This window comes from Mannheimia sp. ZY171111, assembly GCF_017750945.1.
In the GTDB taxonomy this organism is placed as follows: Bacteria; Pseudomonadota; Gammaproteobacteria; order Enterobacterales; family Pasteurellaceae; genus Mannheimia; species Mannheimia pernigra.
The window spans coordinates 811915-826216 of record NZ_CP046532.1 but is presented as its reverse complement, the minus strand read 5'-3'; the positions used below and the strand labels follow the sequence as shown (position 1 = coordinate 826216).

The following is a 14302-nucleotide window of genomic DNA, read 5'->3' as shown; positions in this document are numbered from 1 at the left end:
AATAAAACCTCAAGAGGAATTACTTGTTGATTACTTTACGACCACGGTAGTAACCGTCTGCAGTTACGTGGTGACGGAAGTGAGTTTCGCCACTTGTTTTATCTACTGAAATTGCTGCAGTTGTTAATGCATCGTGTGAACGACGCATATCACGACGTGAACGAGATTTCTTATTTTGTTGAACAGCCACGGGCTTTCTCCTAGATCTAGTTTTTCTTTAAATTAGCTAATATTGCGAACGGATTTGGTTTACTTGCCAGTTCTTCAGGCAACTGACCGAATACCTGTTCGGTTGCGGACACTTCACAGTGTTCTTCACTATGCATCGGGACTAAAGGTAATTCAAGAATAAATTCATCTTCAATCATTTCTAGCAAATTTACTTCACCGAACTCGTTTACTTCGATAGGTTCATAAATTTCGGGCAAGTTGTCCGCCTGATCCATATTGGACACTGGACTGAAAAAAAATGAACAGTCTAGCGTTTGTGTAAACGTGTTACTACAACGTTGGCAATCAAATTCCACATTAACTATTGCCGTGCCTTTAATGACGGTTAAGCGTTGTGGATCAACATACAACGAAAGAGTAACTTGTGCATCATTTAGCACATTACATACTGATTCACCCAAGCGTTTTAGAAGTTTACCAGGAATGTAGCCTTCATAATCCACTCGACGCTGAGCGTCTTTGTAAGGGTCAATCGTAAGGGGTAGTTTTACCTTTTGCATAGGGTGTGCATATTACAGATAGAAAGCAAATTAGTCAAAAGAAAATTTATTTTTTACCAAATTATTCGCAGGCTTATTATCTAGCAAAAAATTGAGGTAAAAGTCATTATTTTTCGAGATAAATTTTTATCTAATCATAGTAAAAACTAGCGAAAGCGGTCACTTTTGATTAGAATTCTGAAAATTATTCTTATTTAACGGATGAGAGAAAATGTTACTTTCTATTTTAGCTATTCTTGCCTACTCGTTGAGCTTACTTTCGGTTGCGCCAACTTTGGTAAATTTGGAGCGTACTACAGCTACAGACAAAAATCCTAATATTACCTTGGTATTTGGATTGGGATTATTGTCGATGATTTTGCATTCAGCAACGTTATATAATGATTTTATATTAGTCATCGGGCAAAACTTTACTGTTGCCAACGTCGTCTCACTTATGAGTTTTATCATGGCGATATGTGTGACATTTGCGCTACTTAAATGGAAAACAGTGTGGTTCCCACTGATTATTGTTTATGCTTTTGCAATTTGTAGCATAGCGGTGGCAAGCCTAACTCAAGGCAGTTTTATCCGTAACTTGGAAGAGAATGCGGGTTTTTTATTTCATCTCGGCATTGCTCTTTTCTCTTATGCGTTATTTTTCCTCGCTTTAATTTACGCATTCCAACTAAAATGGCTAGATAAAAAGCTCAAAAGCAAAAAAATGTTTTTCTGTTCGGTTTTGCCACCACTAATGACCGTGGAGCGTCATTTTTTTACACTAACTCTGGCTGCACAAGCCATGCTCACTGTAACGCTTATCTCAGGAATGGTGTATTTACATAACTTTTTTTCTTCAGAACATATTCACAAAGCGATTTTCTCATTCTTGGCGTGGGTTATCTATAACATACAAATTCTAGGTCAGTGGAAATTACGCTGGCGTGGAAAACGGGTGCTTATTTATTCGATTTCAGGTATGATGCTACTCACAATCGGCTATTTCGGTAGCCGTTTGATCGTCCACTAATCGCAACAAGCGGTTAAAAAAGCCCGATTTTTTGCAAATCGGGCTTTTGAGATGAAAGCGAGTTATAACCACAACGTGACTAGGTTATAACTTTACGATTAATTTATATAGGAATTTAATTTTGGACAGTATTCCCCTGAGTAGTTTATTTATTACCTTAGCTATTCTTTTAGTACTCTCTGCTTTTTTTTCAGGCTCTGAAACAGGCCTGATGTCTTTAAACCGCTATAAAATGCGACACCTTGCAGCCAGTGGGCATAAAGGCGCAAAATTGGCGGAAAAACTGTTGGCACGTACCGATGTGCTACTTAGCCTTATTTTAATTTGTAACAACCTTGTTAATATTGCTGCCTCAGCAATTGCCACAATGATTGGTATGAAGCTTTCAGGTGAAGCTGGCATTGCAATTGCAACGGGGTTACTCACTTTTGTTATGTTGGTGTTTTCTGAAATTTTACCGAAAACCATTGCCGCCATTTATCCTGAAAAAGTGGGTTTTTTTGCTAGTTTTATCTTAACGCCACTGAAAAAAATGTTAAGCCCTATCGTCTTTTTGATGAATATGATTATTGCTGGATTAATGAGATTATTGCGTATTCAGAAACATGACAAGCAGGGGTTAAGTGCCGAAGAACTTCGTAGCGTGGTGCTTGAAGCGGGTAAATTTATCCCAGAAGAGCATCGAGAAATGCTGGTTTCTATTCTCGATATGGAAAAAGTGACGGTAGATGACATTATGGTACCTCGAAACGATATCAGCGGTATTGATATTGATGATGATTGGAAAGCAATTATGCGTCAGCTTAACCATGCCCCCCACGCACGAGTAATTATCTACAAAGGTGATATGGATAATAATATTGTTGGTATTTTACGTGTGCGAGAAGCATTTCGCTTAATGCTTGAGAAAAACGAGTTCAGAAAAGAGATGTTGGTGCGAGCGATAGATGAAGTATATTTTATTCCTCAAGGTACGCCGCTTACTACTCAATTAATAAATTTCAAAGCGAATAAAGAGCGAATTGGTTTAGTGGTGGATGAATATGGCGATATTAAAGGTTTAGTCACGCTCGCTGATATTTTAGAAGAAATCGTGGGGGAATTTACTACTTCATCTGCCCCAACGCTTGAGCAAGAAGTCCAGAAACAGTTAGATGGCACAGTGATTATTGAAGGCTCAGCGAACTTACGTGATCTGAATAAATTATTTGATTGGGATTTACCCCTTGATGAGGTCAGAACCTTTAATGGTTTAATTCTAGAACATTTGGAAAAAATTCCTGACGAAGGAATGGAGTTCGAACTTTATAATCTTAAAGTGATCATTCTTGAAGTTGCAGAGAATATGGTAAAACAAGCGAAAGTAGAATATTTACCAGAAAAAAATACGCAAGATAATAGAGATACAAGCGGTTAGAAAATTAAATTTTTTTGCAAATCGGCATTTTGAAATAACATATTATTTGTAAATAATATGTTATTTTTTTTATAAAAAATCATAAAATAATTATGCTAAATTTCTCTCGCTCTATCTTTATATTCCTCTTTTTTCTGATATATTTTAGTTATATGTTCTTAATTATCGTTTTTTTATGGATTTATAATCTATCAGATATAATATTTACCTCCTTTTGTTTTTATTTTTTTCTATTTACTTTTCTATTAATTTTCGGCATATTTCGCCTCGTCAATACAGTTTATTTACACAAACAATGATGATTAAATAATTTTTACTTGAGGTATTTTTCGTGTCTAATCAAAAATATGAAGCATCTACCAGAGAAACCTTCGCCGGTCGTGGTGCATTTATTATGGCAGCGATTGGTTCTGCTGTTGGCTTGGGGAATATTTGGCGTTTCCCATATACTACTTATGAAAATGGTGGTGGTGCGTTTATTTTGCCATATATTATCGCACTACTGACGGCGGGTATTCCATTGTTATTCTTAGATTACGCTATCGGTCATAAATACCGTGCGGGTGCACCACTTTCATTCCGCCGTTTCAGCTCAAAATTTGAAACCTTCGGTTGGTGGCAAGTGCTTATCAACGCTATTATCGGTATTTACTATGCGGTTGTTCTTGGCTGGGCAGCAAGCTATACCTACTTTTCATTAAATGGAGCCTGGGGAGAAAAGCCTGTTGATTTCTTCATCGGCGAGTTTTTAAAAATGGGTGATGTAAGTCAAGGTGTAAGTTTTGAATTTGTTGGAATGGTTACAGGGCCGTTAATTGCTGTATGGTTAGTGGCAATTGCAGTGCTTGCTCTTGGAATCAAAAAAGGGATTTCCGCCTCCTCTAACATTTTAATGCCATTACTTGTGGTGATGTTCTTAGTGTTAGTTGGATACTCTTTGACGCTGCCAGGAGCGATGAAAGGCTTAGATGCGTTGTTTACTCCAAACTGGGAAAAACTGTCTGATCCGAGTGTGTGGATTGCTGCATACGGACAAATTTTCTTCTCACTCTCAATTTGCTTCGGAATTATGATTACCTATTCATCGTATCTGAAAAAGGACACAGACCTAACAGGCTCGGGTTTAGTTGTCGGTTTTGCAAACAGTGGTTTTGAATTATTAGCGGGTATCGGTGTATTTGCTGCACTTGGTTTTATGGCAACGGCAGCAGGTCAAGAGGTCAATGAGGTGGCAAAAGGCGGTATCGGCTTAGCGTTCTTTGCTTTCCCAACTATTATTAACCAGGCTCCAATGGGCTCCCTTGTTGGTGTATTATTCTTCGGTTCATTAACATTTGCTGCTTTAACTTCATTCATCTCTGTGGTAGAGGTAATTGTTGCAGCAGTGCAAGATAAGCTCAATGCAGGTCGTGTAAAAGCCACGTTATTAGTGGGTATTCCAATGATGATCGTTTCTGTGTTGTTATTTGGTACAACAACAGGCTTACCAATGCTTGATGTAATTGGATAAATTTGTGAACCAATTTGGTATTGTAGCTGTGGCATTTGTATCTTTAATTGCAATTGTAACTAGCGAAAAACTCAGCATATTGGAGAGGCATTTAAATGAAGTTTCTTCATTCAAAGTAGGTTTTATCTGGCGTTTATGTATCATAATTACTGCAGGTGTATTAGCTTTTATGTTGTTTAGTGAAATTGCCAAAGTGTACCGAGAAGGCTATGAAGGTTACCCAAGCTGGTTTATAAATACCTTTGGTTGGGGTATGGCGATTGCATTAATTGTAGTGGCATATTTATTGTCAAAACTAGCTTGGAAAAATGAACCAAAAGGAGAGCTATAATGAGTACAGCAGCAATTATTACAATGGTGGTGGCGATTGTGATCATTTGGGGTGGATTAATTTTCTCAATTAAGCATCTACCAAAAGAAGAGCAAAAATAAACAAAAATATGACCGCTTGCAAGCGGTCATATTTCATTAAACAATTCCAAATTTCTCTTTTACAAAAGCTTGGAAATCGGTACTACCGCCTATGTGAGTGTTATCGACAAAAATTTGAGGTACGGTAGCAACAGGCTTACCAACTCGAGGGGCTAAGTCTTCTTTCGAAATGCCTTCTGCAACCATATCCACAAACTTAAAATCAAAACCGTTTAATTCGTTTTTCATTTTTTCTGCTAATGCTTTTGCACGGACGCAATATGGGCAAGATAAACGACCATAAATTTCAACAAACATAAAAAATACTCCTTCTATAAAAATCAAAAATTACGCTTTACAAGCAGTATCATTGTAACAATTTTTTACAACTTTACGTAAGATTTATTCCCCATCATCGTACCCTTTAATATGATATACTCTATCTTAAAATAATATACCGAGGAAAGTATGACCGAATTAATAACTTTTAAAGAGTTTGATTTAAGCCCTCAACTACTCAAGGCCTTAGCAAAAAAAGGTTACAGTCGTCCAACAGCTATTCAACAAGCGACGATTCCAATTGCACTTGAAGGGCGTGATTTGCTAGGCTCTGCCCCCACAGGAACGGGAAAAACAGCCGCATTTTTATTACCCGCCATTCAGCATTTATTAGATTATCCACGCCGTAAGCCGGGTGCCCCTCGTATTTTAATCCTAACACCAACCCGAGAATTAGCAATGCAGGTGGCAGAACAAGCAAAAGAATTTGCTCAATTTACTAAATTAAGCATTGCAACTATTACGGGGGGCGTGGCGTATCAAAATCACGGAGAAGTATTTAACAGCAATCAAGATATTGTAGTGGCAACACCTGGGCGTTTAATGCAATACATTAAGGAAGAGAATTTTGACTGCCGTGCGGTGGAAGTGCTTATTTTTGACGAAGCCGATCGAATGTTGCAAATGGGTTTTGGACAAGATGCGGAGAAAATCGCAGCTGAAACTCGCTGGCGTAAACATACTTGGCTATTTTCAGCAACCCTTGAAGGGGAATCGCTGGAAGATTTTTCTACGCGGTTATTAAACGATCCTGTTAAAGTTGATGCCGAACCAAGCCGCCGTGAGCGTAAAAAAATTCAGCAATGGTATTATCATTCGGATAATGTGGAACATAAAACTAAATTATTGGCTCGATTGCTTGGGGATTTTTCAATTGAAAAAGCGATTGTGTTTGTTCGCCGTCGTGAAGATGTGCGAGAGCTGAGCGAAACGCTGCGTAAACGAGGTCTGCGTTCTACCTATCTTGAAGGCGAGATGGCACAAACTAAGCGTAATCAGGCGATTTCTCGCTTAAAAGAGGGGGTTGTGAATGTGTTGGTCTCAACCGATGTAGCAGCACGCGGTATTGATATTGATGATGTGGATTTTGTCATCAATTATGATTTGCCTTACAGTGCTGATACTTACCTCCACCGTATCGGGCGTACTGCACGTGCAGGCAAAAAAGGCTCTGCGGTTTCGTTAGTAGAGGCTCACGATTACAAGCTGCTCGGTAAAATTAAACGCTACACAGAAGAAGCATTAAAACCTCGTGTTATCGACGGTTTAGAACCTCGTACTAAAGCCCCGAAGGATGGCGAGCTAAATGTGATTAGCAAAAAAGAAAAAGCACGTATCAAAAAGAAAAAAGAAGTGAAAAAAGAAGCGGTGATGCAAAAAGTCAAAGTTCGTCATAAAGATACAAAGAACATTGGTAAACGCCGTAAGCCTAGTAGCAAAGCAGTTTCTTAATTGAATGGGCGTGAAAAAATATGCTGAATAGGATTTACCTATTCAGCATTTGCTAACAATGCCGATACCGAGCAATTATTTTTTACTCAGGAATATAACCGCATCAACATAACGTTTGATAAAATCGTTGGTTGATGCAGAATCCGCAAAGCCTTCTAAGTTTAGTTGGTATTGACCGTTGACGAAAAACGCAGGCACGCCACGAATATTAAAATCTTCCGCTAATTGAACTTGCTTATTTACTAATCCGTTTACCGCAAAGCTATTAATGCCGCTATCAAATTGTTCGGCGGTAACGCCGTTTGCTAAAAATACGGAACGAATATCATCCATTGATTTGAACGCATCTTTTTGTGCACCTTCAAATAAAGCAGTTTTTACCTTATCTTCGGCCCCTAATGCCATCGCTAATGCCCAAGCACGGGTTAAATTTTCAGATTGACGCCCTAAGAAATTAACGTGATATTGCACTAATTTACTATCACTTGGTAATTTTTCCTTAATCTGATTTGGGATTTTGTAGCTTAATTCAAAATTATAACAATGTGGGCAGTAGAATGAGAAAAACTCCACGACTTCTTTTTGTGCAGAAGGTGCTTTACGCACCTCGGTATATTCTTTGCCTGCTGTTAACTCTGCTGCGATTGCTGTTGAGCTAAAGGCAAAAAGAGCAGAAAGTGCAACAAAAGTTGTTTTTAATACTAATTTTTTCATAATGATTCCTTCAAAAAATGTTGATAGGTGCTAACTGTTAAATGAGTGATGAATAAGACAGTCTTAATCGTTTAAAATTCCACGTGCACGTAATAAAGCCGTTTTAAAATCATCTTCATAATCTTTTTTAATGCCTGGAATGGGTTCGTGTTTATTAGCATTTCGCATTTTTAGTTGATAAATTAACACCTCATCTCTCAAGGCATTAAAATTATTTGGCTCGCCTACCTCAATGGAAAGTTGCTGCAAAATGTCAATTAAATGTAAATCGGGATTCTTACGCCAATGTGCGCCGAGCAGTGTTAATAATTCCTCTAAGCGTTTGCATTTCATTATTTGCCCCTTAAAAATCTTGTTGGAAGTTCACTGAAATAATATACTTTTGCTTTAGTTTTTGCAAAATTTTAAGGGATAAGAATGGAAGAGTGCATTTCAGCTGTAATTTTAGCCGGTGGATTAGCTCGTCGAATGAATGGAGTAGAAAAAGGATTACAACTTTTTGAAGACAAACCATTGATTTCACACATTTTAAAGCGGCTTTCACCGCAAGTAAGCGATATTTGGCTTAATGTCAATCGTTCTATTGAGCAATATCAGCAGCTTTATCCTGCTTTTTCTTACTATCAAGATAGCTTGCCTGATTTTCAAGGTCCACTCAGTGGAATGCTGGCAGGATTTGAGCAAATTGAAAGTGACTATTTGCTTTTTGTGCCTTGCGATACGCCCTTTATGCCTGAGCTGTTATTGCAAAAATTAAAAACTGCTTTGCGGATAAATAACGCACAAATTGCATATGCCCATGATGGTGAGCGTCCACATCCCACTTTTGCGTTGATTCATCGTTCGGTACAAGAAGATTTGAAAGCCTATTTAGGCTCAAACCAACAGCGATTGCTTGCATTCTTCCAATCACAAAAAAGCGTGGCAGTTGATTTTTCCGAACAAAAATCAGCATTCACCAACTTTAATACACTTGAGGATTTAAGTCGACTAAGCCCGTTTCCTGTTAAAACCCTTGCCATTACTGGTTACAGTGGCACAGGTAAAACAACCTTATTGGAAAAATTAATGCCGAAATTGACCGCTTGTGGCATTCGAGTTGGGCTAATTAAGCACTCTCATCACAATGTTGATGTGGATAAAAAAGGCAAGGATAGCTACAGACTGCGTGAGGCAGGGGCAAACCCTACGATGATTGTGTGCGATGAACGCTGGGCATTAATGGTGGAAACCAAACAAGCGGTCGAATTTTCGCAATTAATTGCAAAATTCAATCCGCAAGAAATTGATTTAATTTTTGTGGAAGGCTTTAAGCACGAAACTTTGCCCAAAATTCAGCTACACCGTAAGGGCATTGTTCAGCCGTTGCCTGATTTAGATCAATGGACAATTGCGACAGCAACAGATTATTCGCTTGATAGAGAAAATTGGTTAGATATTAATAATATTGGGGAAATAGCAGATTTTATTAAGAATTGGTTAGAAAATAAGGCAAGTTAGATACTCTTTTTAAGAGTAGAAAAAGCCCCTAGAAATAGTTCTAGGGGCTAATTTCTTACCAGCTATATCCTAGCTTAACACCAGAAAAACGTTGTTTTTTGATTTCGTTGCCATTGATGAAACCAGTATGTAAGTCGAATTGCCATTCGTTATGTTCAAATCGGATACCAGCTTCGGTTTTCAGATAGCGACCGAAACGTTGGTTGATATTGTTATTATTGACGTTTACTGCTAAGCGTTTGTTACTTGCATCCACATAGTGGGTTGTAATGCTTGGTTCAACTTTCCAGTCATCCAATGAAAAAGTTTTACTAGCTTTTAGTCCCGCTTGGTATGTCATAAAGTGGGTATTTGGTGAGCTGATTTTCGCTCCTCCTAGTGTATAGTCTTGGCCGCTGAAATGGTAGTATCTTGCTCCTATTGTTGGCTGAATTTGAACTCCTGCGAGGTCAAATTGATGTCCAATGTTAGCACCAATAGAGGAAATTCGGCGGGTAAAGTGGTTTTCACCAAATAGGTAGAGTTGGTTTTTTGCTTTACCGTAGCTGCCATCAAGGCTGATAAAAGTGCCTTGTTGAGATTGCCACTTACCATATAGGCTTGCCATTAGTAGATTCGATTTACCGTTTACACCCTCGTTAAATTCCGCGTTAGCGTGGTTTTTAGATAATGCAACTCCAAACATTAAACCGTTATCTATCGGCATTTGTATGCCCAGTTGGGTCAGGTTGGTTTGTTGTTTATACGGGCGGTATAAATCTGATTTATGCTCGGTTTTCTGATGTTCGACGCTGCTCCATACGTTGAATTTATCGCTTTGCTTGAAGAGTTGGCGATCTAAGCTATTACTGATTTGCAGAGCAGAATTAGCCTGTGCTGAGAGTTCAGAAAGTGCTGTGTTAGCGTATTGGCTTATCCAATCTGCTTGAATAATATTCATCATACTCGTATCTTGATTAGTTGCTTGCATTGCTGGAGCAGAGGCTTTTATTAATACAAGATCGTTTACAGAGCCTAGAGCTAATTTGGCTTCTTCTAGCTTTTGATCTGTGAGTTTTACAGTTGCATTAGCGTCATTAAATATTGTTTGTGTTTGTTTAATTTTATTTTGAATAATGCCAATTTGTTCTAAAACTGCCTGCTGAGTATAGTAACCTAAGCGACGAGAATTCACATATTTTTGCAATACATTCAGTTGTGAATTGAGTCGTTTTAGCTCAGATTGAGCATTTATCATAGATTGTTTTGCTTTTTGATTTTCTAATTGGTGTGCTGAAAAATCTTTTTGTAGTTGAGTAAGATTTTGTTCAGTTTCTTTCTTATCTAAAGTAGGAACATTAGTAACAGATTCCTTTTTTGGAATAGAGGATACAGATGTAGCATTCATCTCTTTAGAGGTTGAATTTGGTATTAATGGATTAAATAAATGGTAATTGTGATTACGATTTTCTAATACATAACGATAAGTACCTAGATCAACATAATTATTTTCTAGAGAAATAGAAACTTTATTGCCTTCTTGGTTACTATTTTTTAAGCTTAGTAGGTTTAATGAGCTTTTTGGATTTGCTTCAGCTGTGCTATTTCTAACGGCAAGGACAAAATTTCCTTCAGCAATACCGTCAACTTGGAGATGATCAGATTCGCCCTTGGCTAAATTTGCGGTATAGTTAATTCGTCCATTACCTTTTAGATTACCTTGGATGATCATCTTGTTGAATCGGACTGGGATTTCCGTGGTAGCAAATTTATCGTTTAGGCTAAGGATCGACCCTTTTTCCATTGTAAGATGCCCAATCTGGCTCGTACCATTGTTTAACCAGTGACTGTGATTTGCTAAAGTGATATGAGTTGTTTGATCAGCTTGTACAGAACCAGTGAGGTTTGCTTTGCCTAAATTTAATTGGCTATGGTTTTGTAATTTAACATTACCTTTAATGGCGGTTGTTGCTAGATTTGCAAAAATATTATCGGAAATGACCGCTTGCACTTCACAATGTGTAGTGCCTGTGTATTCAGAATCATAGCAACTTGGCGTTGAACGATTAATAAATCCTAAATTGAGTTTGGCTTTATCAGTCGCAGTAAAGTGACTATTTACTTCATTGACATTTCTCCCGATATAGAGTTGTGCCATTTTATTTACCGTGATATTTTTAGCAGTAAAATGGCTGTCTTGCCAATCGTTTTCACGCACAACATCATGCTTATTCTTAATATCATAAGCGTGTGGCGTTGGGTGACCAGAAAGCAACAATGTACCACCTTTAACGGTGAGTTCACCATTAAGGTTAAATCCTCCCGACATTGTGTAGATATTCTTTAATTTATCTTGTTCTGTATTTACTTCTGTTTTTGTATCAAACACGACATTTAATATCCCATTAGTTTTATTGGAAGCATCTTCCCCTATAAAACCATTAAACGTGTCATAGCGCTGTCTTAAGTTTTTGGCATCTAGGATTTTCTGTATTGCTTGCTCGCGGTTACTGGAAAGAAATTCCCAGTGATCGTTACTTGTAGCATTCGTTGGATAATATACTCTCGAATTACCTTTCAGACGGAAGTAATCTTTGCGTTTATTTTGATAAGGATTGGTATATTCGTAAATGTCTGCTGGGCTATTACTTGCCCATTTTCCCCATATAAGATCATTACTAGTGAGAGGATCTTGGCCTTGTATTATTAAGGTAGAAATGTGATCGCGATTGTGGTTTACAATACGAGCATGTTTATCGCTGTTTTGAATACGTTTAAAGGCGATGCTGTTACCGTTTAGGTCTAAACGACCTCCGCGAAATCCAAAGTAAATATTATCGGGATTAACTTGATCTGCACTACCTAGCACAACAGTGGGGCGACCACTTACGATTCCTACTGTATTAAAGGCCTGTTTTCTTCCTTGGTGATCGGCTTGCTGGTTAAGTATTACAATACCATCACCTACACTGATATCGCCAAGATTCTGTCCACGTCCATTTACATAGAGTGTTCCTTCCCCGAGTTTAGATAAACGATCGCCTTGTGGATTTTTTACTTGCCAATTCACTTTTTTATCTTTACCGACGATAATACCTGCACCTTGCCAAGTTTGGTCTGTTTCAGGACGAATAGTGAGATTAGCGTTCAGATTTAATGCACCTGCACCTTGGTCAATATCCTGTTTTAGTACAATAGTTGCATCTTTACCATTAAAATTAATGGTTTTACCGTGGTTTTCTTGTGGTAGAGAAGTGTTTTGGTTTGCAATGCTACTATCTTTTAGATCAACGTTGAGTTTTTGCACATTATTTGATTGACTAAGAGAGCTGGATTTACCTTGAGCAGTCCAATTGAATTGTGCATTTTGTACGGTATTATTGATTGTTCCTGCAATATCTTCGGCAAATTTTTTCTCGTGGAAATCTTTACGGATAATCGCAGAGCGGTTGAATTGATTATCCATACCATTATAGAAATTGAGCACACCCACTAATACCCATCGTTTTTCGTTCATATCATAGGCGTAAGAACCTGAACCACTATCACCAGGTAATCCATAGGTTGAAAGTGGTCCATAGCTTACTTGATAAAGGTTACTTGAATAATCTAACCAGTGATCAGGGGAGCTTTTAGATAATTGTAATGTGGTACCGCCTGTAAGGTATTCATAAGCACCAGCGATTCCAGTTGTTTTATTACTTTCTTTTCCTCTTAGCGCTTGTGTCCCTGAACCAGCACGAAGAAACATAGGGAAGCGTTCTTCATTTAAGTAGGGTTTAATAGATGTACCTGCATTGGTGACTGCGGCAGGCACAACTTCTGTTACTAATTTATTTAATCGAGGAGTATGATAGTCTGGGTGCAACCCTCCTTGAACCTTTTCATAATCATTGCGGTCAACAATTTTATAAGTATAGTGATGTGAATCAGGGTTATAACCTGCAGCACCAAATTGAACATTTTTATATCCAGTATTATGTGCAATACTAACTAAATATTGTGGTGCAATTAAAGTAGAATATCCACCTCTTACCATAGCACTAAAATCAACCATTGGTAAATTATGAAGCATCGTGCCTACAAGTTGTCCATTGTTGTCTTTAATATCAATATTCATTGAACCAACTGAAAATGGTCCTTTATTTTCGGCAAAATCGCGGAAGTATTGATAGTCCACATCATTACGTACAACAGATGCTACAGCAGGTAAACTTAATACGATTGTTACAAAAGAAGCAAGATAAGAACGAGTAAATGTTTTGGTCTTCATAAATGAGAAGTTTATCCTTAATAAGTAATAAAAAATTCTGGCTATTCTGTCTTATAACTGATAGTTTGGCAAGCAGTCTTACCTCTTTATATAAATTTATACTACCAAGTTTCATTTGGTGTTTGCTGTCAATTATTTTAGTCATCAAAGGAATAAATTATGAACTTGAGCAATCCATTAAAATTAATCAAATATAATGAATTAGACGTGCTAGAAGTTAATCACAATAAATGCAAAGCTAAAATTGCATTACAAGGCGCACAATTGCTAAGTTGGCAGCCGTATAATGCAGAGCAAGATGTACTGTGGTTAAGTGAGATAGAACCGTTTAGAATTGGCTCTGCGATTCGTGGCGGTATACCAATTTGTTATCCGTGGTTCGGTTCAATAAAAGAGCCTGCCCACGGCATAGCTCGCATTCAAGAATGGCGTTTAGTTGAGCATACTTGTTCTGATGAAAATGTCCGTTTAGTATTCTCCTTAGAGAATAAAGCCAAAATGGAAATGATGTTAGGCGAAACTTGTGAGTTATATTTTACCCATTTAGATCCAGAACCAGCACAACTTGCTTTGCACTCTTATTTTAATATTGGTGATATTGAAAACGTGGAAGTGCAAGGTTTGCCAACGCGTTGTTTTGATAAATTAACGAATCAAGAAGTTGATGTGCCTTCTCCCCGCCGTATAGATAAAAATATAGATTGTATTTATGCCGCTAGACCAACAAATGTGATTCAAGACTCTGTCTATCAGAGATCAATTGTGATTGAGCATAATAATGCAACGGAAACAGTTTTGTGGAACCCTTGGCATAAACCAACAAGTGGAATGAGCGAAAACGCCTATCAAAAAATGGTTTGTGTAGAAACTGCACGGTTGAATACATTACTCCAGCCAAACGAAGTGGTAAGCGTCAAAATTGCTATTCAATAAGTTTTGCAAGCGGTTGTTTTTAGTAAAAAATTTG

At 37.8% G+C, this 14302-nt stretch carries 12 protein-coding genes and 1 pseudogene; 7 read left to right on the top strand and 6 right to left on the bottom strand.

Translation table 11 applies throughout. The features are described 5' to 3' along the window. Positions 1 to 19: 19 nt before the first annotated feature. On the bottom strand, positions 20 to 190 hold the full coding sequence (gene rpmF / locus GM698_RS03925; protein WP_159628999.1) for a 50S ribosomal protein L32: 171 nt from the start codon (positions 188 to 190) through the stop codon (positions 20 to 22). Positions 191 to 206: 16 nt separating this feature from the next. Then, on the bottom strand, positions 207 to 731 hold the full coding sequence (gene yceD / locus GM698_RS03920) for a 23S rRNA accumulation protein YceD (RefSeq protein ID WP_159629000.1): 525 nt from the start codon (positions 729 to 731) through the stop codon (positions 207 to 209). Between the two features lie 211 nt (positions 732 to 942). Here yceD and GM698_RS03915 point away from each other — a divergent pair, with 211 nt between their 5' ends. The 4 genes and pseudogenes from GM698_RS03915 to GM698_RS03900 all read left to right on the top strand — a co-directional run bounded on the left by GM698_RS03915 (position 943) and on the right by GM698_RS03900 (position 5099). After that, entirely contained in the window at positions 943 to 1740 is a 798-nt protein-coding gene (locus tag GM698_RS03915) for an inner membrane protein YpjD (RefSeq protein ID WP_176807623.1), read from the top strand. 121 nt (positions 1741 to 1861) lie between these two features. Further along, positions 1862 to 3157, top strand: a complete 1296-nt coding sequence (locus GM698_RS03910) for an HlyC/CorC family transporter (protein ID WP_176809571.1) — start codon at positions 1862 to 1864, stop codon at positions 3155 to 3157. A gap of 394 nt (positions 3158 to 3551) precedes the next feature. After that, positions 3552 to 4998: pseudogene (locus GM698_RS03905) on the top strand (sodium-dependent transporter). After that, a complete protein-coding gene (locus GM698_RS03900; protein WP_159629004.1) occupies positions 4998 to 5099 on the top strand; it encodes a methionine/alanine import family NSS transporter small subunit in 102 nt (33 codons plus the stop codon). The pseudogene GM698_RS03905 and the gene GM698_RS03900 overlap by 1 nt, the downstream one beginning before the upstream one ends. 36 nt (positions 5100 to 5135) lie before the next feature. Here GM698_RS03900 and GM698_RS03895 read toward each other — a convergent pair whose 3' ends face one another. Continuing rightward, the gene (locus GM698_RS03895; protein WP_176807620.1) at positions 5136 to 5396 is read right to left on the bottom strand and encodes a GrxA family glutaredoxin; all 261 of its coding nucleotides are present in this window, start codon (positions 5394 to 5396) and stop codon (positions 5136 to 5138) included. Positions 5397 to 5546: 150 nt separating this feature from the next. Between GM698_RS03895 and srmB the strand changes: the two genes are divergently transcribed. Continuing rightward, entirely contained in the window at positions 5547 to 6869 is a 1323-nt protein-coding gene (gene srmB / locus GM698_RS03890; RefSeq protein WP_209289686.1) for an ATP-dependent RNA helicase SrmB, read from the top strand. 75 nt (positions 6870 to 6944) lie between these two features. Here the strand turns inward: srmB and GM698_RS03885 are convergent, their stop codons facing one another. Next, positions 6945 to 7583: a DsbA family protein gene (locus GM698_RS03885; RefSeq protein WP_176809574.1), complete on the bottom strand. Its 639-nt coding sequence runs from the start codon at positions 7581 to 7583 to the stop codon at positions 6945 to 6947. A 63-nt stretch (positions 7584 to 7646) separates the two neighbouring features. Further along, positions 7647 to 7916: a YihD family protein gene (locus GM698_RS03880; RefSeq protein ID WP_159629008.1), complete on the bottom strand. Its 270-nt coding sequence runs from the start codon at positions 7914 to 7916 to the stop codon at positions 7647 to 7649. A gap of 84 nt (positions 7917 to 8000) precedes the next feature. On the opposite strand from GM698_RS03880, the gene mobA reads away from it, so the two are divergent. Next, positions 8001 to 9083: a molybdenum cofactor guanylyltransferase MobA gene (gene mobA, locus GM698_RS03875; RefSeq protein ID WP_209289685.1), complete on the top strand. Its 1083-nt coding sequence runs from the start codon at positions 8001 to 8003 to the stop codon at positions 9081 to 9083. 55 nt (positions 9084 to 9138) lie between these two features. Here the strand turns inward: mobA and GM698_RS03870 are convergent, their stop codons facing one another. Beyond that, positions 9139 to 13335 (bottom strand): S6 family peptidase, encoded by a 4197-nt coding sequence (locus GM698_RS03870; protein WP_209289684.1) that lies wholly within the window; start codon positions 13333 to 13335, stop codon positions 9139 to 9141. A gap of 159 nt (positions 13336 to 13494) precedes the next feature. On the opposite strand from GM698_RS03870, the gene GM698_RS03865 reads away from it, so the two are divergent. Further along, positions 13495 to 14268: a D-hexose-6-phosphate mutarotase gene (locus GM698_RS03865; protein WP_209289683.1), complete on the top strand. Its 774-nt coding sequence runs from the start codon at positions 13495 to 13497 to the stop codon at positions 14266 to 14268. Positions 14269 to 14302 lie beyond the last annotated feature (34 nt).

What these genes read in the sequence shown, in the direction of transcription:
- mobA (WP_209289685.1), top strand. Translation starts at nt 8,001, where the DNA reads ATGGAAGAGTGCATTTCAGCTGTAATTTTAGCCGGTGGATTAGCTCGT.
- GM698_RS03895 (WP_176807620.1), bottom strand. Translation starts at nt 5,396, where the DNA reads ATGTTTGTTGAAATTTATGGTCGTTTATCTTGCCCATATTGCGTCCGT.
- GM698_RS03880 (WP_159629008.1), bottom strand. Translation starts at nt 7,916, where the DNA reads ATGAAATGCAAACGCTTAGAGGAATTATTAACACTGCTCGGCGCACAT.
- yceD (WP_159629000.1), bottom strand. Translation starts at nt 731, where the DNA reads ATGCAAAAGGTAAAACTACCCCTTACGATTGACCCTTACAAAGACGCT.
- GM698_RS03865 (WP_209289683.1), top strand. Translation starts at nt 13,495, where the DNA reads ATGAACTTGAGCAATCCATTAAAATTAATCAAATATAATGAATTAGAC.
- GM698_RS03885 (WP_176809574.1), bottom strand. Translation starts at nt 7,583, where the DNA reads ATGAAAAAATTAGTATTAAAAACAACTTTTGTTGCACTTTCTGCTCTT.
- GM698_RS03870 (WP_209289684.1), bottom strand. Translation starts at nt 13,335, where the DNA reads ATGAAGACCAAAACATTTACTCGTTCTTATCTTGCTTCTTTTGTAACA.
- GM698_RS03900 (WP_159629004.1), top strand. Translation starts at nt 4,998, where the DNA reads ATGAGTACAGCAGCAATTATTACAATGGTGGTGGCGATTGTGATCATT.
- GM698_RS03915 (WP_176807623.1), top strand. Translation starts at nt 943, where the DNA reads ATGTTACTTTCTATTTTAGCTATTCTTGCCTACTCGTTGAGCTTACTT.
- srmB (WP_209289686.1), top strand. Translation starts at nt 5,547, where the DNA reads ATGACCGAATTAATAACTTTTAAAGAGTTTGATTTAAGCCCTCAACTA.